The 25,025-nt window shown below is 63.5% G+C and carries 21 protein-coding genes; 11 read left to right on the top strand and 10 right to left on the bottom strand.

The features are described from left to right. Positions 1 to 10: 10 nt before the first annotated feature. The 3 genes from ACI2KG_RS05680 to ACI2KG_RS05670 all read right to left on the bottom strand — a co-directional run bounded on the left by ACI2KG_RS05680 (position 11) and on the right by ACI2KG_RS05670 (position 4,767). Positions 11 to 823 carry a putative RNA methyltransferase gene (locus ACI2KG_RS05680; protein ID WP_404661165.1) on the bottom strand — a complete coding sequence of 271 codons (813 nt, stop codon included), beginning with the start codon at positions 821 to 823 and terminating at the stop codon, positions 11 to 13. Further along, a complete protein-coding gene (gene dapE, locus ACI2KG_RS05675; protein WP_404661164.1) occupies positions 823 to 1,974 on the bottom strand; it encodes a succinyl-diaminopimelate desuccinylase in 1,152 nt (383 codons plus the stop codon). Before dapE ends, ACI2KG_RS05680 begins: the two co-directional genes overlap by 1 nt. Before the next feature lie 201 nt (positions 1,975 to 2,175). Then, positions 2,176 to 4,767 carry a glycosyltransferase gene (locus ACI2KG_RS05670; RefSeq protein WP_404661163.1) on the bottom strand — a complete coding sequence of 864 codons (2,592 nt, stop codon included), beginning with the start codon at positions 4,765 to 4,767 and terminating at the stop codon, positions 2,176 to 2,178. A gap of 119 nt (positions 4,768 to 4,886) precedes the next feature. Between ACI2KG_RS05670 and tcdA the strand changes: the two genes are divergently transcribed. Then, positions 4,887 to 5,696 carry a tRNA cyclic N6-threonylcarbamoyladenosine(37) synthase TcdA gene (gene tcdA, locus ACI2KG_RS05665; RefSeq protein WP_404661162.1) on the top strand — a complete coding sequence of 270 codons (810 nt, stop codon included), beginning with the start codon at positions 4,887 to 4,889 and terminating at the stop codon, positions 5,694 to 5,696. A 375-nt stretch (positions 5,697 to 6,071) separates the two neighbouring features. Here the strand turns inward: tcdA and ACI2KG_RS05660 are convergent, their stop codons facing one another. The 4 genes from ACI2KG_RS05660 to ACI2KG_RS05645 form a co-directional block, all read right to left on the bottom strand. Beyond that, positions 6,072 to 6,482 (bottom strand): SufE family protein, encoded by a 411-nt coding sequence (locus tag ACI2KG_RS05660; protein ID WP_404661161.1) that lies wholly within the window; start codon positions 6,480 to 6,482, stop codon positions 6,072 to 6,074. After that, positions 6,479 to 7,684 carry a cysteine desulfurase gene (locus tag ACI2KG_RS05655; protein WP_404661160.1) on the bottom strand — a complete coding sequence of 402 codons (1,206 nt, stop codon included), beginning with the start codon at positions 7,682 to 7,684 and terminating at the stop codon, positions 6,479 to 6,481. Before ACI2KG_RS05655 ends, ACI2KG_RS05660 begins: the two co-directional genes overlap by 4 nt. A gap of 81 nt (positions 7,685 to 7,765) precedes the next feature. Next, entirely contained in the window at positions 7,766 to 8,800 is a 1,035-nt protein-coding gene (gene dapD, locus ACI2KG_RS05650; protein ID WP_004574732.1) for a 2,3,4,5-tetrahydropyridine-2,6-dicarboxylate N-succinyltransferase, read from the bottom strand. 32 nt (positions 8,801 to 8,832) lie between these two features. Continuing rightward, positions 8,833 to 9,180: an ArsC family reductase gene (locus ACI2KG_RS05645; protein WP_075043977.1), complete on the bottom strand. Its 348-nt coding sequence runs from the start codon at positions 9,178 to 9,180 to the stop codon at positions 8,833 to 8,835. 632 nt (positions 9,181 to 9,812) lie between these two features. On the opposite strand from ACI2KG_RS05645, the gene ACI2KG_RS05640 reads away from it, so the two are divergent. After that, a complete protein-coding gene (locus tag ACI2KG_RS05640; protein ID WP_404661159.1) occupies positions 9,813 to 11,459 on the top strand; it encodes a Na+/H+ antiporter in 1,647 nt (548 codons plus the stop codon). 120 nt (positions 11,460 to 11,579) lie between these two features. On the opposite strand, the gene dapC is transcribed toward ACI2KG_RS05640, so the two are convergent. Genes dapC through map form a run of 3 tightly spaced genes read right to left on the bottom strand, consistent with a single transcriptional unit; the run spans position 11,580 to position 16,334 of the window. Beyond that, the gene (dapC, locus tag ACI2KG_RS05635) at positions 11,580 to 12,776 is read right to left on the bottom strand and encodes a succinyldiaminopimelate transaminase (RefSeq protein WP_404661158.1); all 1,197 of its coding nucleotides are present in this window, start codon (positions 12,774 to 12,776) and stop codon (positions 11,580 to 11,582) included. Between the two features lie 30 nt (positions 12,777 to 12,806). After that, positions 12,807 to 15,509: a [protein-PII] uridylyltransferase gene (locus tag ACI2KG_RS05630; protein WP_404661157.1), complete on the bottom strand. Its 2,703-nt coding sequence runs from the start codon at positions 15,507 to 15,509 to the stop codon at positions 12,807 to 12,809. A gap of 42 nt (positions 15,510 to 15,551) precedes the next feature. Continuing rightward, positions 15,552 to 16,334, bottom strand: a complete 783-nt coding sequence (map, locus tag ACI2KG_RS05625) for a type I methionyl aminopeptidase (protein ID WP_404661156.1) — start codon at positions 16,332 to 16,334, stop codon at positions 15,552 to 15,554. Between the two features lie 461 nt (positions 16,335 to 16,795). Between map and rpsB the strand changes: the two genes are divergently transcribed. The 9 genes from rpsB to ACI2KG_RS05580 form a co-directional block, all read left to right on the top strand. Continuing rightward, a complete protein-coding gene (rpsB, locus tag ACI2KG_RS05620) occupies positions 16,796 to 17,533 on the top strand; it encodes a 30S ribosomal protein S2 (RefSeq protein ID WP_016501167.1) in 738 nt (245 codons plus the stop codon). A 185-nt stretch (positions 17,534 to 17,718) separates the two neighbouring features. Beyond that, positions 17,719 to 18,582 (top strand): translation elongation factor Ts, encoded by an 864-nt coding sequence (gene tsf / locus ACI2KG_RS05615; RefSeq protein WP_012270835.1) that lies wholly within the window; start codon positions 17,719 to 17,721, stop codon positions 18,580 to 18,582. A gap of 181 nt (positions 18,583 to 18,763) precedes the next feature. Further along, complete coding sequence (gene pyrH / locus ACI2KG_RS05610) at positions 18,764 to 19,507, top strand: UMP kinase (protein ID WP_136916302.1); 744 nt, start codon at positions 18,764 to 18,766, stop codon at positions 19,505 to 19,507. Further along, complete coding sequence (frr, locus tag ACI2KG_RS05605; protein ID WP_400615714.1) at positions 19,504 to 20,061, top strand: ribosome recycling factor; 558 nt, start codon at positions 19,504 to 19,506, stop codon at positions 20,059 to 20,061. The genes pyrH and frr overlap by 4 nt, the downstream gene beginning before the upstream one ends. Before the next feature lie 15 nt (positions 20,062 to 20,076). Beyond that, a complete protein-coding gene (gene uppS / locus ACI2KG_RS05600) occupies positions 20,077 to 20,832 on the top strand; it encodes a polyprenyl diphosphate synthase (RefSeq protein ID WP_201203082.1) in 756 nt (251 codons plus the stop codon). After that, entirely contained in the window at positions 20,832 to 21,647 is an 816-nt protein-coding gene (locus ACI2KG_RS05595; RefSeq protein WP_404661155.1) for a phosphatidate cytidylyltransferase, read from the top strand. The genes uppS and ACI2KG_RS05595 overlap by 1 nt, the downstream gene beginning before the upstream one ends. Continuing rightward, positions 21,644 to 22,834 (top strand): 1-deoxy-D-xylulose-5-phosphate reductoisomerase, encoded by a 1,191-nt coding sequence (gene ispC, locus ACI2KG_RS05590; RefSeq protein WP_404661154.1) that lies wholly within the window; start codon positions 21,644 to 21,646, stop codon positions 22,832 to 22,834. Before ACI2KG_RS05595 ends, ispC begins: the two co-directional genes overlap by 4 nt. A gap of 70 nt (positions 22,835 to 22,904) precedes the next feature. Then, on the top strand, positions 22,905 to 24,257 hold the full coding sequence (rseP, locus tag ACI2KG_RS05585) for an RIP metalloprotease RseP (protein ID WP_404661153.1): 1,353 nt from the start codon (positions 22,905 to 22,907) through the stop codon (positions 24,255 to 24,257). Between the two features lie 76 nt (positions 24,258 to 24,333). Beyond that, positions 24,334 to 25,025: POTRA domain-containing protein (locus ACI2KG_RS05580; RefSeq protein ID WP_404661151.1), on the top strand; the 692-nt coding region annotated here is incomplete at its 3' end.

Genomic DNA, 25,025 nt, shown 5'->3' with positions numbered 1-25,025 from the left:
CCGGTTGTGCTCAGTCTTGGCGCACGAAATAGTCATAACGCATGGAAACCGTAACCTCGAACGGCTCGGGCTGGTCGATCACCCGCGCACGTTTTTCGGCGCTGGCGCGCCAGCCGTGCGGGGTCATGGCCAGCAGGTCGGCGCGGGCCTTAGGCGCGGCAAGGCTCAGGCGGAATTCGAGGGTTTCGCTGTGGGCATGGGCCATGCCTTCAGGCACCAGGGCCAGGTGCTTGTCGTCAGCATAAGGGCGTACTTCATCGTAGAGCACTTCGCGCAGCTCCATCAGGTGGCCGCTGGTCGGGCCAACGCGCATCAGGCCACCGCCGGGGCTGAGCAGGCGCTTGGCCTCGGCCCAGTCCAGCGGGCTGAACACGCTGGCGATGAACTGGCAACTGGCGTCGGCCAGTGGCACGCGGGCCATGCTGGCAACCATCCAGGTCACTTCCGGCGCGCGGCGGCAGGCACGCTTGACCGCCTCGCGGGAGATATCCAGGGCGTAACCGTCGGCGGCGGGCAGGGCCTGGGCAAGCTGCGCGGTGTAGTAACCCTCGCCGCAGCCGATGTCCAGCCAGGCACCGGGCTGGCGCTCGGCGGCCAGCTCGGCCAGGCGGCGGGCGACGGGGGCGTAGTGGCCACCGTCGAGGAAATCACGGCGCGCCTCGACCATGGCCTGGTTGTCACCCGGGTCGCGGCTGTTCTTGTGCTGCACCGGCAGCAGGTTCAGGTAACCCTGGCGGGCGCGGTCGAAGCGGTGGCCTGCGGGGCAGGTCACACCGTTGTCGAGCCGGCTCAGCGGCGCCTGGCAAAGGGGGCAGGCGAGCATCAGGCGAGCAACCGGACCAGGGTCTGGTAGTAGATTTCGGTCAGCAGGTCGAGGTCGCTGGCCAGGATCCGCTCGTCGACCTGGTGAATGGTGGCGTTGACCGGGCCGAGCTCGACCACCTGGGTGCCCATGGTGGCGATAAAGCGGCCATCGGAGGTGCCGCCGCTGGTGGAGGGCTGGGTATCACGGCCGGTGACGCCCTTGATGCTGGCCGCTACCGCATCGAGCAGTTCGCCCGGTTCGGTGAGGAATGGCAGGCCAGACAGTGCCCAGTCGACCGACCAGTCCAGCCCGTGCTTGTCGAGAATCGCCGCCACCCGTGCCTGCAGGCCTTCGACGGTGGACTCGGTGGAGAAGCGGAAGTTGAACAGCGCACTCAGCTCGCCCGGGACCACGTTGGTGGCGCCGGTGCCGGCGTTGAGGTTGGAGATCTGGAAGCTGGTCGGCGGGAAGAACGCATTGCCTTCGTCCCAGTGCTCGGCGGCCAGTTCGGCCAGGGCCGGGGCGGCCAGATGGATCGGGTTGCGCGCCAGGTGCGGGTAGGCCACGTGGCCCTGCTTGCCGCGCACGGTCAGCTTGGCGCCCAGCGAACCGCGGCGACCATTCTTGACCACGTCGCCCAGCAGGGTGGTGCTGGACGGTTCGCCGACGATGCACCAGTCCAGGCGCTCGTTGCGCGCTTGCAGGCGCTCGACCACGGCCTTGGTGCCGTGGTGGGCCGGGCCTTCCTCGTCGCTGGTGATCAGGAAGGCGACCTTGCCGCGGTGGTTCGGGTAATCGTGCACGAAGCGCTCGCTGGCGACCACCATGGACGCCAGGCTGCCTTTCATGTCGGCGGCGCCACGGCCGCAGAGCATGCCCTCGGCGTCGATCAGCGCCTCGAACGGCTCATGCTGCCATTGCTGCACCGGACCGGTGGGCACCACGTCGGTGTGGCCGGCGAAGCACAGCACCGGGCCGTCCTGGTTGCCGTGAGTCGCCCAGAAGTTGTCGACGTCTTCAATGCGCATCGGCTCCAGCTGGAAGCCCACGGCGCCCAGGCGGTTCATCATCTGCGCCTGGCAGTCGGCATCGACGGGGGTGACCGAGGGGCGGCGGATCAGGTCGCAGGCCAGTTGAAGGGTAGGCGAGAGCTCGGCAGGGGCCGTCATGGGGGACTCCGGGGCAAGGCAAGGCGGGGGAAAAACTGAGGGGCGTTATCTTATATCAAACTGAAGGGCCATTGGGGCCGCTTTGCGGCCCTATCGCGACACAAGGCCGCTCCTACAGATACTGCACCGCCCTACAGGGCAGCAGTGACCCTGTAGGAGCGGCCTTGTGTCGCGAAAGGGGCGCAAAGCGCCACCAAAATCTTAAGCCTGCTGCGCCTCGGCAGCCTTTTCCGCAGGCTTGGGCAGCGACGACAGAAGCGCCATCACCAGCGCCGCCACATAAGGCAACGACTGCACCAGCAACATCGCCACCCAGAAGCGCATGTCCGAGCTCGGCAACCCCTGCACCAAGTAGATGCCGAGCGCAGCACCCCACAGCAGCAACATGATGAACAGCTCTTCCCGTGCTTCGGAAATCGCCACCAGCAAGCCATGGCTGTCGGCATGCTTGGGTGTGCGGATGAACGGCATGCTGCTGGTGAAGAAGCCATACAGCACCGCCTTGGCGATGGTATGCGACAGCGCAAGCCCGGCCAGCGCCGCCGCGAAGGCATCCTTCAGGTTCACCCCCACCGCCCGCCGGTAGAGGAAGACGATCTTGCCGACCTTGAAGAAGAACAGCGCCAGCGGCGGGATGGCGAAGATCATCAGCGGCGGATCGACCCGGTGCGGCACGATGATCATCGCCGCCGACCACAGCAGTGCGCCAATGGTGAAGAAGATGTTCATGCCATCGGCGATCCACGGCAGCCAGCCGGCCAGGAAGTGGTAACGCTGGCCACGGGTCAGTTCACTGCCTTTGCCGCGCAGCAGGGCGCTGGCGTGGTGCTTGATGATCTGGATGGCGCCATAGGCCCAGCGGAAGCGCTGCTTCTTGAAGTCGATGAAGGTGTCGGGCATCAGGCCCTTGCCGTAGCTGTTGTGGGCGTAGGCGGCCGACAGGCCCTTTTCGAATACGCGCAGGCCCAGCTCGGCGTCTTCGCAGATGCACCATTCGGCCCAGCCCAGCTCTTGCAGCACGCTGCGCCGGGTCATGGTCATGGTGCCATGCTGGATGATCGCGTCACGGTCGTTGCGGGTGACCATGCCAATGTGGAAAAAGCCCTTGTACTCGCTGTAGCACAGCTTCTTGAAGGCGCTTTCATGCTGGTCGCGGTAGTCCTGCGGCGACTGCACCACGGCAATTTTCGGGTCGGCGAAGTGCGGCACCATGTGCTTGAGCCAGTTGCGGTCGACGCAGTAGTCCGAGTCGATGACCGCGATCACTTCGGCGTCCTTGGCGGTATGCGGGAGCAGGTAGTTCAGTGCACCGCCCTTGAAGCCGGCCAGGGGCGCGACGTGGAAGAACTTGAAGCGCTCGCCAAGCTTCTCGCAGTGGGCCTTGAGCGGTTCCCACACAGCGGGGTCCTTGGTGTTGTTGTCGATCACCAGCACTTCGTAATCAGGGTAGTCCAGCGCGGCCAGTGCATCGAGGGTCTGCTTCACCATCTCGGGCGGCTCGTTGTAGCACGGCACATGCACCGACACCTTGGGCCGGTAGGCACTGTCGGCCTGCACCGGCAGGAACTCGCGGCGGCGCTTGTGGATCCACACGGCCTCGGCCAGTTCATGGGCTTCAGTGAGCAGCACGATGAACACGCCCAGCGCGCCCAGCGCCAGCAGCACGCCCACGGTCAGGCTGAACCAGGTGCTGTATTGCTGGCTGTAGTCGTAGGCGATCCACACCAGTACCGACCCGCACAGGAAGGTGATGAAGGTCAGGAATGTTCGGCCCCGCTGGCGCAAGGCCGAGCCGTCGATGAACAGCACCATCAAGGCGATCATTGCCAGCACCACCGAGGCCACCGCCAGTGCACGCCACTGCGGAATCGCCACCACTGGCCCTTCGAAGTTGAATTTTTGCTGGCGCCCGGCGTTGTACACGCCCCAGTAGGCGCCTACCGAACCTTCGTCGCTGGCCTTCCAGGGCTGGTCGTAGGCTTCGATGACGAAGTAGTTGTAACCGCGACGGTTGAGGGTGTTGACCAGGGTGCGCAGGTAGATGGCCTGATCGGCCTGGGTGGCGTCGGCGCCCCCGCGCATGCGGCCATTGCTTGGCCAGCCGACTTCCGACAGCAGCAGCGGCTTGCGCGGGAACTGGTGCCTCAGCTCGCGCGCCCGGTCGAGCACGAATTCGACCGAGTCCTTCATCGGCACGAACTCCCAGTAGGGCAGGATGTGCGCGGCAATCAGGTCGACGTGTTTGGCAATCTCGGGGTTTTCCTTCCAGATGTGCCATTGTTCACTGGTGGTCACCGGAACCTTGACCGCTGCGCGCACCCGGTCCAGGTATTTGATGAGGTTTTCCGGGGTGACTTCCTTGCGGAACAGCGCCTCGTTGCCGACCACCACCCGCACCACGCTGCGCGACGTGTTGGCCAGCTGGATGGCCGTGGCGATCTCGCGTTCGTTGCGCTCCAGGTCCGGGCTGATCCAGATCCCCAGCGTTACCCGCAGGCCAAGTTCTTCGGCCAGTCGCGGAATGTCGGCCTGCGTGCCCTCTACGGTGTAGATGCGGATGTTGTCGGTCAGCTTGCTCATCTGCTCGAGATCCTGGCGCATCTCGTCGTCATTGGGGTATTGCCCTTTTTGCGGGCTTTCCCCCAGGCGGAAAGGCGAATACGAGAAGCCAGAGATCTGTTCCGGCCAGGCAGGTGCGGATACCGGGCGGTTGATCAACGCCCAGAAGCCGGTGAACAACGCGGCGATGGCCAGGACCACGACCAGGTTCAGGCCGAATTTACGTGAAGACATTGTCGTCCATTCGTGTCGAAGTGATAGGACATTAAAGCAGGGTTGGCCGTGTCTTTCCTAACGGTGCAGGCCGTGGGCCCGCTGGCATATAATGCGCGCCGGTTTTTTGGGGTATGAACATGAGCACAGAAGATCCACGCTTCGCCGGCGTCGCCCGGCTGTACGGTGACCAGGGCCTACAACGCCTGGGCCAGGCCCATGTGGCCGTGGTCGGGATTGGCGGGGTTGGCTCGTGGGTGGCCGAAGCGCTGGCCCGCAGCGGCGTGGGCGAGATCACCCTGTTCGACCTGGACGATGTCTGTGTCAGCAACACCAACCGCCAGGCGCACGCCCTGGAAGGCCAGGTGGGCCGGCCCAAGGTCGAGGTCATGGCCGAGCGCCTGCGGGCGATCAACCCGGCGTGCGTGGTGCATGCGGTGGCCGATTTCGTCACCCGCGAAACCATGGCCGAGTACATCACCGAAAACCTCGACTGCGTGATCGACTGCATCGACAGCGTCATGGCCAAGGCGGCGCTGATTGCCTGGTGCCGGCGGCGCAAGATCGCCATCGTCACCACCGGTGGCGCCGGCGGGCAGATCGACCCGACGCAGATCCAGATCGCCGACCTGAACAAGACCTTCAACGACCCCTTGGCCTCGCGGGTGCGTTCCACCCTGCGCCGCGACTATAACTTCTCGCGCAATGTCAGCCGCAACTATGGGGTGCCGTGCGTGTTTTCCAGCGAACAGCTGCGTTACCCCAAGGGGGATGGCAGCGTGTGCCTGCAGAAGAGCTTCGTTGGTGAGGGTGTGCGCCTGGACTGCTCGGGGGGCTTTGGCGCAGTGATGATGGTGACCGCGACTTTTGGCATGGTGGCAGCGAGCAAGGCGATAGAGAAACTGGTGGCCGGTGCGCGCAGGCCTTCGGAGCGGGTCAAGCCCGAGTAAATCTTACGGGATTACTCGGTCCCTGTAGGACCGGCCTTGTGTCGCGAAAGGGCCGCAAAGCGGCCCCGGCAATGTTCGCGGCTAAGCTGAAATTGTGGGGGGCGCTGCGTGCCCCATCGCGACACAAGGCCGCTCCTACACAGGCTGTGTGAAAACCTCCCGACCGATGTAGCTGTTCAAAAAACATCCTAAAAATCGCGCTCTTACGCAAAATCTGGGTCTGCTGAGCAGCCAACTCTTTTCAGATTTCACGTACGAGCGCGATCATCGAAAAGTGACGGGGGTTTTCACACAGCCTGTACAGGTACAGCGCCAGCCTAAGCGTTGCGCGGTCTCTGTAGGAGCGGGTTCACCCGCGAAGATGCCAGCACCCATCTAACGGATGGCCGCCAACTCCGCCATCCGCTGCAACACCGCATGCAGCCCATTGCTGCGCGACGGCGACAGCTGTCGCTCCAGCCCCAACTGGCTGAACCACTCCCGCAGATCAAGCCCGGCCAGCTCTGCACTGGCCAACCCCTGAACCCGCACCAGCAGCAACGCCAGCAGCCCACGCAACAAGCGGGCATCGCTACTGGCCTTGAACCGCCATACCCCGTCGACCTGGCCGGCCACCAGCCACACCAGGCTCTCGCAGCCATGCACCCGGTTGGCCTCGGTTTTTTCGGCGTCAGTCAGCGGCTCAAGCCGGTCGCCCCACTGCATCAGCAGCCGCGCCCGTTGTTCCCAGCCTTTGCCCTTTTCAAAAGCCTCCAGGGCCTGAAGCGCCTGTTCCGGCAGGTTCATCGCAACAACTCCAGGCCTTGGTCCAGCGCGTCGAAGAAGCGCTGCAAGTCGTCGCTGTCGTTGTACAAGCCCAACGACACGCGGATCGCACCTTCCAGGCCCAGCCCCTTCAACAGCGGCATAGCGCAGTGATGCCCGGCACGCACGGCAATGCCCTGCTCGGTGAGCAAGTGGGCGATATCGGCGTTGTGCACGCCGTCGATGACGAAGCTGGCCAGGGCCGTTTGCGGCGCACCCAGCACCCGCACGCCCTCGCGGTCGGCCAGGCCGCGCAGCAGGTGTTGGTGCAGGCTGGCCTCATGGGCTTCGACCGCCACGGCGTCGAGGCTGGCCAGGTAGTCCAGGGTTGCGCCCAGGCCGATCACCCCGGCAATCGGTGGCGTACCCGCTTCGAAACCCAACGGTGCCGGGCGCAAGCTTGCGCTGTGGTAGTCGGCCAGTTGCACCATCTCGCCGCCGAACTGCCAGTGGCGCAGCAGCGCCAGTGCCTGGCTGCTGCCGTAGAGCACGCCGACGCCGTCCGGGCCATACAGCTTGTGGCTGGAAAACACATAGAAATCGCAGCCCAGTTGCTGCACGTCATGGCGGCCATGCACCACGCCCTGGGCACCGTCGACCACGGTCACTGCACCTTGCGCACGGGCGTGAGCCAGCAGGGCGGGCAACGGCTGCCAGGTGCCCAGTACGTTGGACAACTGGCTGACCGCCAGTACCCGGGTGCGCGGGCCGATTAGTTGCAGGGCCTGGTCCAGGTCGATACGGCCGTGAATGTCCAGCGGCAACACCACCAGGCGCAGGTTGCGCCGAAGCGCGAGCTGTTGCCAGGGCAGCAGGTTGGCATGGTGCTCCAGGGCGCTGATGGCAATCTCGTCACCGGCTTCGAAGCGGTGCTCCAGGCCATAGGCCAGCAGGTTCAGTGCCGAAGTGGCGCCATGGGTGAACACGACCTGCCGTGCGTCGGCGGCATTGAGCCAGGCGGCGACCTTGTCGCGGCTGGTTTCGAAGGCCTGGGTCGCCAGCGCACCGGGCAGGTGCTGGGCACGGTGCACGTTGGCCGCACCATGGCCGTAGTAATGGCTCAGGGCATCCAGCAGGGCTTGCGGCTTCTGGGTGGTGGCGGCGCTGTCCAGATAGGTCTGGTGCTGCCGTTGCAGGGCGGCGATGGCGGGGAAATCGGCACGCCAGGGGGAGGGCTGGAACATGTTCGCGGGGCCTGGAATGAAAATCGGGTCTGGCGCGTTGGCGCCAGACCCGATCTTAACACCTCAAACCCGGTAAGGTTCTCAGTTGTGCGCGTGCAGGGCTTCGTTCAGCTCGATGGCCGACTTGTGGGTCTTGCACTCCACCGCACCGTTCAGCGAGTTGCGGCGGAACAGCAGGTCGGTCTGGCCGGCCAGGTCACGGGCCTTGACCACTTTGACCAGCTCGTTGTTCTCGTCCAGCAGGTTCACCTTGGTGCCCGCGGTGATGTACAGGCCGGCTTCGACGGTGTTGCGGTCACCCAGCGGGATGCCGATACCGGCGTTGGCGCCGATCAGGCAGCCTTCGCCAACCTTGATGACGATGTTGCCGCCACCGGACAGGGTGCCCATGGTCGAGCAGCCGCCGCCCAGGTCCGAGCCTTTGCCGACGAATACGCCAGCAGAAACGCGGCCTTCGATCATGCCCGGGCCTTCGGTGCCAGCGTTAAAGTTGACGAAGCCTTCGTGCATGATGGTGGTGCCTTCGCCGATGTAGGCGCCCAGGCGCACACGGGCGGTGTCGGCGATACGCACGCCGGCCGGGACCACGTAGTCGGTCATTTTCGGGAACTTGTCCACCGAGAACACTTCCAGCAGCTCGCCCTTCAGGCGCGCTTCCAGTTGCAGTTCGGCCAGCTCGCCCAGGTCGACTGCGCCCTGGTTGGTCCAGGCCACGTTCGGCAGCAGCGGGAAGATGCCGGCCAGGCTCACGCCGTGCGGCTTGACCAGGCGGTGCGACAGCAGGTGCAGCTTGAGGTAAGCCTCGGGGGTCGAGCTCAGCGCGGCGTCTTCGGCCAGCAGGGTGGCGACCAGCGGCTTGTGGCTTTCGGCCAGGCGGGTCAGCAGGGCGGCCTGGGCAGCGTCGACGCCTTTCAGGGCTTCGGCCAGTTGTGCGGCCTGGGCATTGCTGAAGGCAATGGCCTGGTTGCCACCTTCGTAACCGAGAACAGGGGCTACTGCGGCAACCAGTTCGGCGCTCGGGTTGAGCAGGGGTTGTGCGTAGAACACTTCCAGCCAGGCGCCCTGGCGGTTCTGGGAGCCGACACCGAAGGCCAGGCTGAACAGGGTATTGGACATGTGATTACCTCGTGCGAAATAGGGTAAGGGCTTCAGGCCAGGGCAGCGGCGTACAGGTCGGGCTTGAAGCCGACCAGGGTACGCGCGCCAAGGTCGAGCACCGGGCGCTTGATCATCGACGGCTGGGCCAGCATCAACTCGACGGCCTTGGCCTGGTCGAGGTCTGCCTTGCTGGCGTCGTCCAGCTTGCGGAAGGTGGTGCCGGCACGGTTGAGGATGACTTCCCAGCCGTGTTCGTCGCACCAGCGGTTCAGGCTGTCACGGTCGATGCCTTGGGTTTTGTAATCATGGAATTCGTAGGCGATGGCCTGGTCTTCGAGCCAGGTACGTGCCTTTTTCATGGTGTCGCAAGCTTTGATGCCGTAGAGCGTGTAGGTCATTGTGTGCATTGGGGATCACAGGTTGCCCCAATCTCTCCGTTTTTCGATGTCAGTCGCGGGATTATGCGGGAACGATTGTATGAGCGCCACGGGGTGTGCATGTCTTGAGGTTTTCAGTGCTTGTGAGAGGTGCTTGCCTTGGGAGTTGTGGCGCCTATGAGATCGAGCGCCGCCCGCGCGGCGCTTCGCGGGGCAAGCCCGCTCCCACAGTCTGTTTCGGACCAATTGCTCCTGTGAAGCCATCAGGGCCCGCCTTGTTGGCATGGCAAGATATCTTGGTGGGCGCTGACGCCGTTCAACCTGTCTCCAGTCATGCACCAAGGCGGACAGTGGAGACCGCACTGGAGTGACTGGCCCGAAACAGACTGTGGGAGCGGGCTTGCCCCGCGAAGCGCCGCGCGGGCGGCGCACGATGTCAGCAGCCCCAAAGCACCCAAGGCATGTACCTCCAGGCCAAGCCGGGTCCGAACCTGCACAACCCACCAGGCGCTAGTATCATGATGTTACATATTCCCCAGCCACCTGCGACTATCGTGCAGCGGCCCCAACTCGCCGATCGCCGCTAACATATTGTTTCAATGGCGATGTTTCGCCCTGTTGTCGTTTCTGGTTCAAAAAGGAAGCCTTACCGGATGCAGTCCGCCTACACCGTCCTCATCCTGCTGACGCTGGTCAGCGTGTCGAAGCTGGTCGGCCGCATGATTCCGCTGCCCTTGCCGCTGGTGCAGATTGCGGCTGGCGCCTTGCTGGCGTGGCCGACGCTGGGCCTGCATGTGGCCCTGGACCCTGAGCTGTTCCTGTTCCTTTTCCTGCCGCCGCTGCTGTTTGCCGACGGCTGGCGCATTCCCAAGCGCGAACTGTGGCGCATACGCGGGCCGGTGGTGGCGCTGGCCGTGGGCCTGGTGTTGTTTACCGTGGTCGGCGCCGGCTACTTCATCCACTGGCTGATGCCGAGCATTCCGCTGCCAGTGGCCTTTGCCCTGGCCGCAGTGCTGTCGCCGACCGACGCTGTGGCCGTTTCTGCGATTACCCAGGACCGTCTGCCCACCCCGCTGATGCACATGCTGCAGGGCGAGGCGCTGATGAACGACGCGTCGGGCCTGGTGACCTTCAAGTTTGCCCTGGCGGCAGCGATCACCGGGGTGTTCTCGCTGGCCGACGCCAGTTTCAGCTTCGTTCTGGTTGCACTGGGTGGGCTGGCGGTGGGGGTGGCGCTGAGCTGGCTGATCGGCCGCCTGCGCGCGTGGATGATCGCCCGTGGCTGGGATGACCCGGCCACCCATGTGGTGTTCATGCTGCTATTGCCGTTTGCCGCCTATGTGCTGGCCGAGCGCCTTGGCGTGTCGGGCATTCTCTCGGCGGTAGCGGCGGGCATGATGCAAAGCTGGCTCGACCTGCTGCCACGCCAGACCAGCACCCGCCTGCTCAACCGCAGCGTGTGGTCGTTGCTGGAATTCGCCTTCAACGGGCTGATCTTTCTGCTACTGGGCCTGCAGCTGCCAGACATCATCAAGGCCGTGGTCAGCCACGAAGCGACCGTGTGGCCCACCCTGGCCTACCGCTGCCTGGATGTCGTAGCGATCTTTGCGGCGCTGATCCTGCTGCGGTTCATCTGGGTACAGAGCATCTGGCGCTCGATCGGTGTGGTGCGGCGCTGGCGCGGCAAGCCGGCGCTGGTGCTGATGCCTACTGCGCGCTCCTGCTGGCTGCTGACCCTGGGCGGGGTGCGCGGTGCAGTGACCCTGGCCGGTGTGATGTCGGTGCCGCTGCTGATGGGCGCGGGCAAGGCCTTCCCGGAGCGGGACTTGCTGATCTTCATTGCTGCCGGGGTGATTCTGCTGTCGTTGGTCAGTGCCTGTATCGCTTTGCCGCTGCTGCTGCGAGGGGTAACCAAGAGCCCGGATGAACGCTTGCAACAGGAAGTGCAGGAAGCCTGGCGGCGCACGGCGGAGGCGGCGATCCATGCTCTGGAGGCAGAGGAGGTGATCGACAGCAATGCCCCGCAGGATGCCGCGCAGGCGACCCTGGCGACCGAGCTGAAGGCACGGTTGATGGCGGAATACCGGGATGAGCTGGACAGCTATAACGACAGTGCCGAGGCCAAGGCCCTGGCGGAGCAGATGGACTTGCTGGAGCGGCGTTTGCGACTGCGGGCGCTTAGGGCGCAGCGGCTGGAGCTGTATAACCTGCATCGCCAGCATTTGGTGGGGGATGAAGTGGTACGCCAAGTGCTGGGTGAGCTGGATATGAGTGAGGCGAACCTGGGGTCAGTCAAATAGATCGCTGGGGGCTGCTTTGCAGCCCGATCGCGACACAAGGCCGCTCCTACAGGTATTTCGCGTACCCCTGTAGGAGCGGCCTTGTGTCGCGAAAGGGGCGCAAAGCGCCCCCCGATGCTGTCAGAGGGTTTGCAGGAATGCGCGAATCCGCTCCGCCGCCTCGATGCACTCGGCCAGCGGTGCAACCAGGGCCATGCGCACCCGCCCGGCACCCGGGTTCACGCCACCCACCTCACGCGACAGGTACGACCCTGGTACCACCGTTACATGCTGGGCCTCGAACAGGTCGCGGGTGAACTCGGCATCGCCACCCGGCACCTTGGCCCACAGGTAGAAGCTGCCGTCCGGGCGTTGCACGTCCAGCACCGGTTGCAGAATGTCGAGCACGGCATCGTACTTGGCGCGGTACTGGTCGCGGTTTTCACGCACATGCGCCTCGTCCTGCCAGGCGGCGATGCTGGCCAGCTGGGTTTGCACCGGCATGGCGCAGCCGTGGTAGGTGCGGTACAGCAGGAACGGCTTGATGATCTCGGCATCGCCGGCGACAAAGCCCGAGCGCAGTCCCGGCAGGTTGGAGCGCTTGGACAGGCTGTGGAACACCACGCAGCGCTTGAAGTCGCTGCGGCCCAGCTCGGCGCAGGCAGTCAGCAGGCCAGGCGGCGGCGCGTCTTCGTCAAAGTACAACTCGCTGTAGCACTCGTCGGCAGCAATCACGAAGTCGTGTTCGTCGGCCAGGGCAATCAGCTTTTTCAGGGTATCCATCGGCACCAGCGCGCCCGTCGGGTTGCCTGGCGAGCACAGGAACAGAATCTGGCAACGTTGCCACACATCGGCCGGCACGGCGTCGAAGTCCGGGTTGAAACCGTTGTTTTCCAGGCACGGCAGGTAGTGCGGGGTAGCACCGGCCAGCAACGCTGCGCCTTCGTAAATTTGATAGAACGGGTTGGGGCTGACCACCAGGCCATCGTCGGCGCGGTTGACCACGGCCTGGGTGAAGGCGAACAGCGCTTCGCGGGTGCCATTGACCGGCAGGATGTGGCGGTCGGCATCCAGCCAGCCAGCCGGCACGCCAAAACGCCGCTCGCACCACTGGCCGATGGCCTGGCGCAGGGCCGGCAGGCCGATGGTGCTGGGGTACACCGCCAGCTTGTCGAGGTTGTCGGCCATGGCCTGGGCGACGAACGCCGGCGATGCGTGCTTCGGCTCACCGATCGACAGGGCGATGGCGCGTTTGTCCGCCGCAGGCTTCACGGTGCCCAGCAGGGCGCGGAGCTTTTCGAACGGGTAGGGCTGAAGCTGGGTCAAGGCATGGTTCATCGGCGCAAGGTCTCGTCAATCGTCTAATCGTTAAAAGGTCACGCGGGTCGGGCTGGTGTCGCTCCCTTGGCCGGCCTGCAGCTGCTGCACGATGGCTTCCTGCAGGCGGCTGCACAGTTGCGGGTCGGACAGCGGCTGGTTGTTGGCATCGGTGATGAAGAACACGTCCTCCACCCGCTCGCCCAGGGTGGCGATCTTGGCGTTCTGCAGCGACAGGTCGAACTCCAGGAATATCCGCCCCAGCCGGGCCAGCAGACCCGGGCGGTCGGGGGCGGTGATCTCGAGGATGGTGACCGGCCGCTGGGCATCGTTGAGGATGGTCACCTGCGGCGGGAAGTTGAAGTGCTTGAGCTGGCGCGGTACCCGGCGCTGGATGATCGTCGGGTAGTCCTCGGGGTTGCGCAGCGCCTCGGTCAGGCCGTCGCGAATCTGCCGCACCCGCTGCGGGTTATCGCCGATCGAGCCGCCATCGTTGTCCAGCACGATGTAGGTGTCGAGGGTGAACTGGCTGCTCGAGGTGATAATTCGCGCATCGTGAATGTTCAGGTTCAGCTGCGACATGGCCGCCACCGTCACGGCAAAGAAATCGTGCTGGTCGGGGGCATAGATGAAGATTTGCGTACCGCCCTCGAACTCGCGCTGGGTGGTCTCCTTGATCAGCACCAGTGGCCCGCCATCGGCCGGCTGCTGCAGGATGGCGTCACTGTGCCAGGCCACGTCGGCGGCGGTGTGCTTGAGGAAGTAGTCATCGCCCAGTTGCGACCACAACTGTTCGACATCGTCCGGGTCGGTGCCCTCGCGCACCAGGATATCCAGTGCTGCCGACTGGGTCTGGCGGATCTGTTCTTCGCGGTCCAGCGGGTTTTCCAGGCCGCGGCGCAGGGCGCGCTTGGTTTCGCTGTAAAGCTGGCGCAGCAGGCTGGCGCGCCACGAGTTCCACAGGCTGGGGTTGGTGGCATTGATGTCGGCCACGGTCAGCACGTACAGGTAATCCAGGCGCGTTTCATCGCCTACGTGCAGGGCAAAGTCGTTGATCACCTGCGGGTCGGACAAGTCCTTGCGCTGGGCAGTGGTCGACATCACCAGGTGGTTCAGCACCAGCCACACAATCAGCCGGCTGTCCCAGGCCGGCAGTTGGTGACGTTCGCAGAACTTCTGCGCGTCAACGGCACCGATCTCCGAGTGGTCGCCCTGGCGGCCCTTGCCGATGTCGTGGTACAGGCCGGCCAGGTAGATCAGCTCGGGCTTGGGCAGGCGCCCCATAAGCTTGCTGGCCAGCGGGAATTTCTCGGACACCGGGGTGTATTGCAGCTTGCGCAGGTGCTTGATGAGGTTGAGGGTGTGAGCATCGACTGTATAGATGTGGAACAGGTCGTGCTGCATCTGCCCGACGATCAGGCCGAACTCCGGCAAGTAGCGGCCAAGAATGCCGTAGCGGTTCATCCGCCGCAGGTTGCGGTGGATGCCGATTTCGCACTTGAACAGCTCGATGAACAGGCTGGTGTTGCGGATATCGGTGCGGAAGGTGTCGTCGATCAGGTGCCGGTGCTCGCGCAGCAGGCGCACGGTATCGGCACGTACACCCTTGATCTCCGGGTGCTGGGCCATCAGCACGAAGATCTCCAGCATGGCGAACGGGGTGCGCTTGAACACGTTCGGGTTGGCGGCCTCGATATAACCGTCATGCAGGCGGAAGCGTGCGTTCAGTGGCTGGGTGCTGCCGCTTTCCTCGTCGGCGAGGATGACTTCTTCGAAGTGCTGGATGATCAGGTCGCACAACTGGCTGATGCTCATCACCACCCGGTAGTACTGGGTCATGAACTGCTCGATCGCCCGCTTGGGGTTTTCGTCGCTGTAGCCCAGCAGCGCGGCCAGGCTGCGCTGGTGGTCGAACAGCAAGCGGTCCTCAGAGCGCCCGGCCAGCATGTGCAGGGCGTAGCGCACCTTCCACAGGAAGTCCTGGGACGACGCCAGCAGTTCGTTCTCGCTTTCCAGCAAAAAGCCTTCGCCGGCCAGTGCGTGCAGGTTGAGGGTGCCGTACTGGCGGCGGGCTACCCACAGGACGGTCTGGATGTCGCGCAGGCCGCCGGGCGAACCCTTGACGTTGGGTTCGAGGTTGTATTCGGTATCGTTGTACTTGTGGTGGCGGGCCTTGAGCTCGGCGCGCTTGGCCAGGAAGAACTCCTTGCTCGGCCACATATGCGCGGTGCTGGTCACTTCCAGCATGCGCTGGCGCAAGGCCTCGGGGCCGGCAATGGTGCGGCTTTCCATCAGGTTGGTGATCACCGTCAGGTCGGCGCGGGCCTGCTCGGCGCACTCGTCGACGGTGCGCACGCTTTGGCCCACTTCCAGGCCGATGTCCCACAGCAGGGTCAGGAAACGCTCGATGGCGTCGCGGTACTGCTCGTGCTCGGCGGCACCCAGCAGGATCAGCAGGTCGATGTCCGAGTGCGGGTGCAGTTCGCCGCGCCCGTAGCCACCCACCGCGACCAGGGCGATGCCGTTCGGGTCGCCCCAGTCGAACTGGTTCCAGGCCTGTTGCAGAATATTGTCGACCAGCCAGGCGCGGGCCTCGATCAGCGGGCGGATTTCGCTGCCGGCGCGAAAACGCTTGTCGAGCACCTCGCCGGCCAGGCGGATGGCTTTCTTGAAGGCGGCGATAGGGCTCGCCTTGAGCGCCAGTTCCGCCTGGAACTGGCCGCGGTCGAACAGCTCGGGATCCACCTGGGGCATCGCGTCACGTTCCTGTCGTGGGGGTGGCCTGTCGGGGTGCGATCAGGCCGAAGTGCGCGGGATGGTGTCGTCCTTGCGCAGGGTGAAGATCTCGTAGCCGGTCGCGGTCACCACCAAGGTGTGTTCCCACTGGGCCGAGAGCTTGCGGTCCTTGGTGATGGCGGTCCAGCCGTCGCCCAGCACCTTGGTGTCGGCCTTGCCCTGGTTGATCATCGGCTCGATGGTGAAGGCCATGCCTTCTTTCAGTTCCATGCCGGTGCCGGCGCGGCCGTAGTGGAGGATCTGCGGCTCTTCGTGGAACACCTTGCCGATGCCGTGGCCGCAGAATTCACGCACCACCGAGAAACCGTTCTTTTCCGCGTGCTTCTGGATCACTTCGCCGATGTCGCCCAGGCGGCAGCCCGGCTTGACCAGTTCGATGGCCTTGTACATGCACTCCTGGGTCACCTTGGACAGGCGCTCGGCCCAGACCGGTACGGTGCCGACGTGGAACATGCGGCTGGTGTCGCCGTGGTAACCGTCCTTGATCACGGTGACGTCGATGTTCAGCGTGTCACCGTCCTTGAGCGGCTTGTCATTGGGGATGCCGTGGCAGACCACATGGTTGATCGAGGTGCAGATCGACTTCGGGTAGCCCTTGTAGTTGAGCGGTGCCGGGATGGCCTGCTGGACATTGACGATATAGTCGTGGCAGAGGCGGTCGAGCGCTTCGGTGGTGACACCGGGCTTGACGTGTTCTTCGATCATTTCCAGCACGTCGGCGGCCAGGCGGCCAGCGATGCGCATCTTTTCGATGTCTTCTGCGGTCTTGATGGTGACGGTCATTACAGGCTCTCTACGGCGCCGTGCACGGCGCGAACAAACGGGAAAGGCCGGATTCTAGCAGAGCAGGGCGCCAATCGGTCGGGATACCGGTGCAGAATTGGGGCTGCTGTGCAGCCCATCGCCGGCAAGCCAGCTCCCACAGAAATAGCGTTACCCTTGTGGGAGCCTGGCTTGCCGGCGATGGGGCGCGCAGCGGCCCCGAATACCCTGAAGCTGCTATTTATAAGGGCATTCTGGCCTGTTTGGCGGGGTGCTGCAAAAGCCGCTGACAGACGCAACAGTATGCGGGTTCCGTTTGCCCGCGGTCTGTGGTATAAAATGCGCCGCTTTCGGGGACGACCCCGGAAGTACCAAACCCACACACGTGTCGACACGATGACCTGGGTGCCCCGTCCTGTTCGCAGGCGTGGGTTGGTCATTGGGATGCGTGGAGGCCCAACCCGACTTACCAAGGAACTATCATGTCCCAAGTCAATATGCGCGATATGCTGAAGGCCGGTGTGCACTTCGGCCACCAGACCCGTTACTGGAACCCGAAAATGGGCAAGTACATTTTCGGCGCGCGTAACAAGATCCATATCATCAACCTGGAAAAAACCCTGCCAATGTTCAACGAAGCTCTGGCTTTCGTAGAGCGTCTGGCTCAGGGCAAGAACAAGATCATGTTCGTCGGCACCAAGCGTTCCGCCGGCAAGATCGTCGCCGAGCAAGCTGCTCGTGCCGGTTCGCCATACGTTGACCACCGCTGGTTGGGCGGCATGCTGACCAACTACAAAACCATCCGTGCTTCGATCAAGCGTCTGCGCGACCTGGAAACTCAGGCCGAAGATGGCACCTTTGCCAAGCTGACCAAGAAAGAAGCCCTGATGCGTTCGCGCGATCTGGAAAAGCTGGACCGCAGCCTGGGTGGTATCAAGGACATGGGCGGCCTGCCTGATGCCCTGTTCGTGATCGACGTTGACCACGAGCGCATTGCTATCACCGAAGCCAACAAGCTGGGCATCCCGGTTATCGGCGTTGTCGATACCAACAGCAGCCCAGAAGGTGTTGACTACATCATCCCGGGTAACGATGACGCCATCCGCGCTATCGAGCTGTACATGACTTCGATGGCTGACGCCATCATCCGCGGCCGCAACAACGTTGCTGGCGGCACCGAAGTCTATGTTGAAGAAGCGGCTGCACCTGCTGCTGAGTAATTAGGCGCTAGCGTCTACTTGGCACGCGAAAAGGGGGCTTTGCCCCCTTTTTGCCACCTTGAAATCCTGCTGTCAGCATCGGCCCCGCATCATGGGCCTGCTGAATGAAGTCAGCGGATTTGCAGAATTTAACGCCCGTGACAAGCGGGTGGAATGGTTGAAAAACTTTCCAAGAGGATTTTGAAATGGCAGCAATTACTGCAGCGCTGGTAAAAGAACTGCGCGAGCGTACCGGCGAAGGCATGATGGATTGCAAAAAGGCCCTGGAAAAGGCCGGCGGCGACATCGAGAAAGCCATTGACGACATGCGTGCCTCTGGCGCCATCAAGGCCGCCAAAAAGGCTGGCAACGTCGCTGCTGAAGGCGCTATCGCGGTCAAGACCGACGGTAAATCCGCCGTTCTGCTGGAAGTGAACTCGCAGACCGACTTCCTGGCCCTGCAAGACGACTTCAAGAACTTCGTTGCCGAAAGCCTCGAAGAAGCCTTCGCCCAGAAACTGACCGACGCTGCTCCGCTGATCGCCTCGCGTGAAGCTGCTCGTGAAGCCCTGGTTGCCAAGTGCGGCGAGAACGTCAACATCCGTCGCCTGGTGCGCGTTGAGGGTGACGTTGTCGGTGCCTACCTGCACGGCAACAAGATCGGTGCCGTTGTTGTCCTGAAAGGCGGCGACGTCGAGCTGGCCAAGAACATCGCCATGCACGTTGCAGCTTCGAACCCGGAGTTCCTGGATTCGTCGGAAATCTCCGCCGAGGCCATCGAGCGCGAGAAGGGCGTCTTCCTGCAGCTGAACGCTGACAAGATCGCCGGCAAGCCGGAAAACATCGTTGAGAACATGATCAACGGTCGTATCACCAAGTTCAAGGCCGAAGCCTCGCTGAAAGAGCAAGCCTTCGTCATGAACCCGGAAGTCAAGGTTGGAGAACTGGCCAAGAAAGCCGGTGCTGAAATCGTTTCCTTCACCTACTTCAAGGTTGGCGAAGGCATCGAGAAGCCAGTCGACGACTTCGCTGCTGAAGTTGCCGCTCAGGTAGCTGCTGCCAAGCAGTAAGACAGCCCCGTCTGTCGCCCCAAAGAGGCTGCCCGCTCACGCGCGCAGCCTCTTTGTCAAACGGAGAGGGGGTTTATCCGGCTTCCTCTCCGCTGGCACCAAAACGGTGCCACGCTACAGTTAGCAGGCTGCAAACAGCCCGCACGAATTTTCTAAAAGTACGCCGCAGGAGAGACTCGCAATGGCTCAGCAGGTGAGTGGACGCCAACCTCGCTATAAACGCATTTTGCTCAAACTTAGCGGCGAGGCCCTGATGGGCTCGGAAGACTTCGGGATCGACCCGAAGGTGCTGGATCGCATGGCCCTTGAAGTTGGCCAGTTGGTAGGGATCGGTGTCCAGGTCGGCCTGGTGATCGGCGGTGGCAACCTGTTCCGTGGCGCCGCGCTCAGCGCAGCCGGCATGGACCGCGTTACCGGTGACCACATGGGCATGCTCGCCACCGTCATGAACGGCCTGGCCATGCGCGACGCGCTGGAGCGCTCGAACATCCCGGCCCTGGTCATGTCGGCCATTTCCATGGTCGGTGTCACCGATCATTACGATCGTCGCAAAGCTATTCGCCACCTCAACTCCGGGGATGTGGTAATTTTCTCCGCCGGTACCGGCAACCCGTTCTTCACCACCGATTCCGCAGCGTGTCTGCGTGGCATCGAAATCGATGCAGATGTGGTGCTGAAGGCTACCAAGGTTGACGGCGTATACACTGCCGATCCATTCAAGGACCCGCACGCCGAGAAGTTCGATCACCTGACCTACGATGAGGTCCTGGATCGCAAGCTCGGCGTCATGGACTTGACCGCAATCTGTCTGTGCCGTGACCACAACATGCCGTTGCGGGTATTCAACATGAACAAGCCTGGCTCCCTGCTGAATATCGTAGTGGGTGGCGCCGAAGGCACTTTGATCGAGGAAGGCCAAGCATGATCAACGACATCAAGAAAGACGCGCAGGAGCGCATGACCAAGTCCCTCGAGGCCTTGGGCCGCAACCTGGCGGCAATCCGCACCGGTCGCGCTCACCCAAGCATCCTGGATACCGTCAAGGTCACTGCCTGGGGTAGCGAAATGCCGCTGAACCAGGTGGCCGCGATCTCCGTCGAAGATGCCCGCACCCTGAAAATTGTCGCTCACGACAAAAACCTCAGTGCCGCCATCGAGAAGGCCATCCTGAACTCCGACCTGGGCCTGAACCCGATGAGCGCCGGTACCACCATCCGCGTGCCGATGCCGGCCCTGACCGAGGAAACCCGCAAGGGCTACACCAAGCAGGCCAGCGGTGTTGCCGAGGACGCCAAGGTGGCCGTGCGCAACGTGCGTCGCGACGCCATGGCCGACCTGAAAAAGCTGACCAAGGACAAGGAAATCAGTGAAGACGACGAGCGTCGCGCCGCTGACGAAATCCAGAAGCTGACCGACAAGTTCATCGCTGACGTCGACGCTGCTTACAAGGCCAAGGAAAAGGACCTGATGGCCGTTTAAGGCCGGGGTTTTTTAATGGAAAAGACCAAGCCAGCGGCGCCGTCCTCGGTGCCGCGTCATGTCGCGATCATCATGGATGGCAACAACCGCTGGGCGAAAAAACGCCTGCTGCCCGGCGTTGCCGGGCACAAGGCGGGTGTCGACGCCGTTCGCGCGGTCATCGAAGTCTGTGCCAAGTCCGGGGTCGAGGTACTGACCCTGTTCGCCTTCTCCAGCGAAAACTGGCAGCGCCCGGCCGAAGAGGTGGGTGCGTTGATGGAGCTGTTCTTCTCGGCCCTGCGCCGTGAGGCCAAGCGCCTCAACGAGAACAATATCAGCCTGCGCATCATCGGTGACCGTTCGCGTTTCCACCCTGAATTGCAGGCTGCCATGCGTGAGGCCGAGGCCCAGACCGCGGGCAGCAACCGTTTCATCCTGCAGATTGCCGCCAACTACGGTGGCCAGTGGGACATCGCCCAGGCTGCCCAGCGGCTGGCGCGGGAAGTGCAAGCCGGGCACTTGCGCCCGGAAGACATTACCCCGGGCTTGCTGCAGACCTGCCTGGCAACCGGCGAGCTACCGCTGCCGGACCTGTGCATCCGTACCGGTGGCGAGCACCGCATCAGCAATTTCCTGCTGTGGCAGCTGGCCTATGCCGAGCTGTATTTCTCCGACCTGTACTGGCCGGACTTCAAACACGAGGCCATGCGCAATGCCCTGGCCGATTTCGCTTCGCGCCAGCGCCGCTTTGGTAAGACCAGCGAGCAGGTCGAGGCTGGAGCTCGTGCTTAATGCTTAAACAACGCATCATTACCGCGCTGATTCTGCTGCCGATCGCGCTGGGCGGTTTCTTCCTGCTCAACGGTGGCGACTTTGCCCTGTTCATCGGCTTCGTGGTGACCCTCGGTGCCTGGGAGTGGGCGCGCCTGGCCGGGCTGATGGCCCAACCGCTGCGCATAGCCTATGCCGTGGTGGTCGCCGGGGCACTGATGCTGCTGTACATCCTTCCGGAGCTGGCGCCCTGGGTGCTCGGCGCTGCGGTGATCTGGTGGGGGCTGGCCACCTGGCTGGTGCTTACCTATCCGCGCAGCAGCGAGCTGTGGGCCAGTGCCGCCTGCCGTTTGCTGATCGGCCTGCTGGTGCTGCTGCCCGCCTGGCAAGGGCTGGTGCTGCTCAAGCACTGGCCATTGGGCAACTGGCTGATCCTGTCGGTCATGGTGCTGGTGTGGGCTGCCGACATTGGCGCCTACTTCTCTGGCCGGGCATTCGGCAAGCGCAAGCTGGCCCCGCAGGTCAGCCCGGGCAAAAGCTGGGAAGGCGTGTATGGCGGTCTGGCAGTCAGCTTGCTGATTACCCTGGGGGTCGGCATCAGCCGCGACTGGGGCTTTGGCCAGATCCTGCTGGGCCTGCTGGGCGCAGCGCTGCTGGTGATGGCTTCGGTGGTCGGTGACCTGACCGAGAGCATGTTCAAGCGCCGCTCTGGTATCAAGGACAGCAGCAACCTGCTGCCGGGTCATGGTGGCGTGCTCGATCGCATCGACAGCCTGACTGCCGCTATCCCGATCTTCGCTGTGCTGCTGTGGGCTGCCGAATGGGGTGTGATGTGAGTCGCCCGCAACGTATCACCGTGCTTGGGGCCACCGGTTCCATCGGCCTGAGCACGCTGGACGTGATTGCGCGGCACCCTGATCGCTACCAGGCGTTCGCCCTCAGTGGCTATTCGCGGGTCGATGAACTGTTGGCCCTGTGTGTGCGCCATCGCCCGGCGTTCGCCGTGGTGCCGAGTGCCGAGGCAGCCGTAAGGCTGCGTGCAGGCCTGGCAGCAGCCGGTTGTGGCACCGAAGTGCTGGAAGGCGAGGCCGGGCTGTGCCAGGTGGCGTCGGCGGCCGAGGTGGACGCAGTGATGGCGGCGATCGTCGGTGCTGCAGGCTTGCGCCCTACCTTGGCAGCCGTCGAGGCGGGCAAGAAGGTGTTGCTGGCCAACAAGGAAGCGCTGGTGATGTCGGGCGCGCTGTTCATGGACGCGGTACGGCGCAATGGTGCCGTATTGTTGCCGATCGACAGCGAGCACAACGCTATCTTCCAGTGCATGCCTGGCGACTATGCCCGTGGCCTGAGTGCCGTGGGCGTGCGCCGCATCCTGCTGACCGCCTCGGGTGGGCCGTTCCGTGAGACGCCGGTAGAGGCGCTGCTGGATGTAACCCCGGAGCAAGCCTGCGCGCACCCCAACTGGTCGATGGGTCGCAAGATTTCCGTCGATTCGGCCAGCATGATGAACAAGGGCCTGGAGCTGATCGAAGCCTGCTGGTTGTTCGATGCTGCGCCGGCCAAGGTCGAAGTGGTGGTGCATCCGCAGAGCGTGATCCACTCGTTGGTCGACTATGTGGACGGCTCCGTGCTGGCCCAGTTGGGCAACCCGGACATGCGCACGCCGATTGCCAACGCGCTGGCCTGGCCTGAGCGGATCGATTCCGGTGTGGCACCGCTGAACCTGTTCGCCATCGCCCGTCTGGATTTCCAGGCGCCCGACGAGCAACGTTTCCCTTGCCTGCGCCTGGCTCGGCAGGCAGCCGAGGCCGGCAACAGCGCACCTGCCGTGCTCAATGCGGCCAACGAAGTGGCGGTCGAAGCATTTCTCGAGCGGCGTATCCGCTTCCCGGAAATCGCGGGTATGATCGAGCAAGTGCTTGATCAGGAGTCCGTCGTGCCGCTGCCGTCGCTGGATGCGGTGTTCGCCACCGACCAGCGTGCCCGGGAGCGTTCCCGTGAGTGGCTGAGGCGTCACGGTCGCTGACGCAGGCCTGCCCAGGTTCATGAGGGGCCAGGCGTGAAGCCGGCCCGCTGAACATCATTCGGAGATGGACATGACAGCGCTCTACATGATTATCGGCACCCTCGTGGCCTTGGGTGTGCTGGTTACCTTCCACGAATTCGGCCACTTCTGGGTGGCGCGCCGCTGCGGCGTCAAGGTGCTGCGCTTCTCGGTGGGCTTCGGCACGCCGCTGCTGCGCTGGCATGACCGCCACGGCACCGAGTTCGTAGTGGCGGCCATTCCATTGGGCGGCTACGTGAAGATGCTCGACGAGCGCGAAGGCGATGTGCCGGCCGCGTTGGCCGGGCAGTCGTTCAACCGCAAGTCGGTGCGCCAGCGTATCGCGATCGTAGCGGCTGGCCCGATCGCCAACTTCCTGCTGGCGATCCTGTTCTTCTGGGTACTGGCGATGCTGGGTACTCAGCAAATCCGCCCTGTCATCGGCGCTGTCGATACTGGCAGCCTGGCAGCATCGGCGGGGCTGACCGCAGGTCAGGAAATCGTCTCTATCGACGGTAAACCGACCAACGGTTGGTCGGCGGTCAATCTGCAACTGGTTCGTCGCCTGGGCGAAAGCGGTACCTTGCAGGTTGGCGTGCGCGACGAAGGCGCGAGCGCCGAGCGCCAGTTGCAGGTCAAGCTCGACAGTTGGCTCAAGGGCGCAGATGAACCTGACCCGATCCAGTCCTTGGGGCTGCGCCCTTGGCGCCCGGCGATCGCGCCTGTGCTGGCCGAGATCGATCCGAAGGGGCCTGCGGCCGCTGCCGGCCTGAAAACCGGCGACAAGCTGCTGGCGGTCGACGGCGAGGCGGTGACCGAATGGCAGCAGGTGGTCGACCGTGTGCGCGCCCGCCCGGATGCCGAAGTGCTGGTGCGCGTGGAACGTGACGGCGCGGCGCTGGACGTGCCGGTGACCCTGGCCCATAAGGGCGAGGGTAAGGCTCTGGGTGGCTACCTTGGTGCCGGGGTAAAAGGTGGCGAATGGCCTGCCGACATGCTTCGCGAGGTCAGCTACGGCCCGCTTGATGCGGTGGGTGAGGGCCTGTCGCGCACTTGGAACATGAGTGTGCTGACCCTTGAATCGTTGAAGAAAATGCTGTTCGGGGAGCTCTCGGTAAAAAACTTGAGTGGACCGATAACCATTGCTAAAGTGGCGGGCGCTTCAGCCCAGTCCGGCGTGGGGGATTTCCTGAATTTCCTGGCCTACCTGAGCATAAGCCTGGGGGTTCTTAACCTGCTGCCCATTCCTGTACTGGATGGGGGGCATTTGCTGTTTTACCTGGTCGAGTGGGCGCGCGGTCGTCCGCTGTCGGATCGGGTGCAAGGTTGGGGGGTCCAGATCGGTATCAGTTTGGTCATAGGGGTGATGTTGCTCGCCCTGATCAACGATCTGGGTCGACTATAAAGCTTCGCTCAATTGCGAACCTGCTGCCGTTTTGCTGCAGCGGGTTGTTTATTGCCAGTTGGAATAAAAGGACTTCATGAAACGTCTGCTGCTAACTGCGGTCATGTCCGCACTGATGATCGCTGAAGTTCACGCCGAGTCCTTCACCATCTCCGATATTCGCGTCAACGGCCTGCAGCGGGTTTCCGCCGGCAGCGTGTTCGGTGCCCTGCCGCTGAACGTTGGCGATCAGGCCGATGACCGCCGCCTGGTGGACTCGACCCGTTCCCTGTTCAAGACCGGGTTCTTCCAGGACATCCAGTTGAACCGCGATGGCAATGTGCTGATCATCAACGTGGTCGAGCGCCCGTCGGTGTCGAGCATCGAGATCGAAGGCAACAAGGCGATCAGCACCGAAGACCTGATGAAGGGCCTGAAGCAATCGGGCCTGGCCGAAGGCGAGATCTTCCAGCGTGCCACCCTCGAAGGCGTGCGTAACGAGCTGCAACGCCAGTACGTGGCCCAGGGCCGCTACTCGGCCGAGGTCGACGCCGAGGTGGTGCCGCAGCCGCGCAACCGTGTGGCGCTGAAGATCAAGATCAACGAAGGCACCGTCGCTGCCATTCAGCACATCAACATCGTTGGCAACAACGTGTTCGACGATGACACCCTGGGCCAGCTGTTCGAGCTGAAGACCACCAACTGGCTGTCGTTCTTCAAGAACGACGACAAGTACGCCCGCGAAAAACTCTCCGGTGACCTGGAGCGCCTGCGTTCCTACTACCTGGA

The organism is Pseudomonas sp. NPDC089407, assembly GCF_044900445.1.
Taxonomy (GTDB): domain Bacteria; phylum Pseudomonadota; class Gammaproteobacteria; order Pseudomonadales; family Pseudomonadaceae; genus Aquipseudomonas.
The sequence above is the reverse complement of the archived record's forward strand: the minus strand, read 5'-3'. Positions and strand labels throughout refer to the sequence as shown.

Excerpts from the sequence above, each read along its gene's own strand:
- ACI2KG_RS05680 (WP_404661165.1), bottom strand. The coding sequence starts at position 823 with ATGCTCGCCTGCCCCCTTTGCCAGGCGCCGCTGAGCCGGCTCGACAAC.
- dapE (WP_404661164.1), bottom strand. The coding sequence starts at position 1,974 with ATGACGGCCCCTGCCGAGCTCTCGCCTACCCTTCAACTGGCCTGCGAC.
- ACI2KG_RS05670 (WP_404661163.1), bottom strand. The coding sequence starts at position 4,767 with ATGTCTTCACGTAAATTCGGCCTGAACCTGGTCGTGGTCCTGGCCATC.
- tcdA (WP_404661162.1), top strand. The coding sequence starts at position 4,887 with ATGAGCACAGAAGATCCACGCTTCGCCGGCGTCGCCCGGCTGTACGGT.
- ACI2KG_RS05660 (WP_404661161.1), bottom strand. The coding sequence starts at position 6,482 with ATGAACCTGCCGGAACAGGCGCTTCAGGCCCTGGAGGCTTTTGAAAAG.
- ACI2KG_RS05655 (WP_404661160.1), bottom strand. The coding sequence starts at position 7,684 with ATGTTCCAGCCCTCCCCCTGGCGTGCCGATTTCCCCGCCATCGCCGCC.
- dapD (WP_004574732.1), bottom strand. The coding sequence starts at position 8,800 with ATGTCCAATACCCTGTTCAGCCTGGCCTTCGGTGTCGGCTCCCAGAAC.
- ACI2KG_RS05645 (WP_075043977.1), bottom strand. The coding sequence starts at position 9,180 with ATGACCTACACGCTCTACGGCATCAAAGCTTGCGACACCATGAAAAAG.
- ACI2KG_RS05640 (WP_404661159.1), top strand. The coding sequence starts at position 9,813 with ATGCAGTCCGCCTACACCGTCCTCATCCTGCTGACGCTGGTCAGCGTG.
- dapC (WP_404661158.1), bottom strand. The coding sequence starts at position 12,776 with ATGAACCATGCCTTGACCCAGCTTCAGCCCTACCCGTTCGAAAAGCTC.
- ACI2KG_RS05630 (WP_404661157.1), bottom strand. The coding sequence starts at position 15,509 with ATGCCCCAGGTGGATCCCGAGCTGTTCGACCGCGGCCAGTTCCAGGCG.
- map (WP_404661156.1), bottom strand. The coding sequence starts at position 16,334 with ATGACCGTCACCATCAAGACCGCAGAAGACATCGAAAAGATGCGCATC.
- rpsB (WP_016501167.1), top strand. The coding sequence starts at position 16,796 with ATGTCCCAAGTCAATATGCGCGATATGCTGAAGGCCGGTGTGCACTTC.
- tsf (WP_012270835.1), top strand. The coding sequence starts at position 17,719 with ATGGCAGCAATTACTGCAGCGCTGGTAAAAGAACTGCGCGAGCGTACC.
- pyrH (WP_136916302.1), top strand. The coding sequence starts at position 18,764 with ATGGCTCAGCAGGTGAGTGGACGCCAACCTCGCTATAAACGCATTTTG.
- frr (WP_400615714.1), top strand. The coding sequence starts at position 19,504 with ATGATCAACGACATCAAGAAAGACGCGCAGGAGCGCATGACCAAGTCC.
- uppS (WP_201203082.1), top strand. The coding sequence starts at position 20,077 with ATGGAAAAGACCAAGCCAGCGGCGCCGTCCTCGGTGCCGCGTCATGTC.
- ACI2KG_RS05595 (WP_404661155.1), top strand. The coding sequence starts at position 20,832 with ATGCTTAAACAACGCATCATTACCGCGCTGATTCTGCTGCCGATCGCG.
- rseP (WP_404661153.1), top strand. The coding sequence starts at position 22,905 with ATGACAGCGCTCTACATGATTATCGGCACCCTCGTGGCCTTGGGTGTG.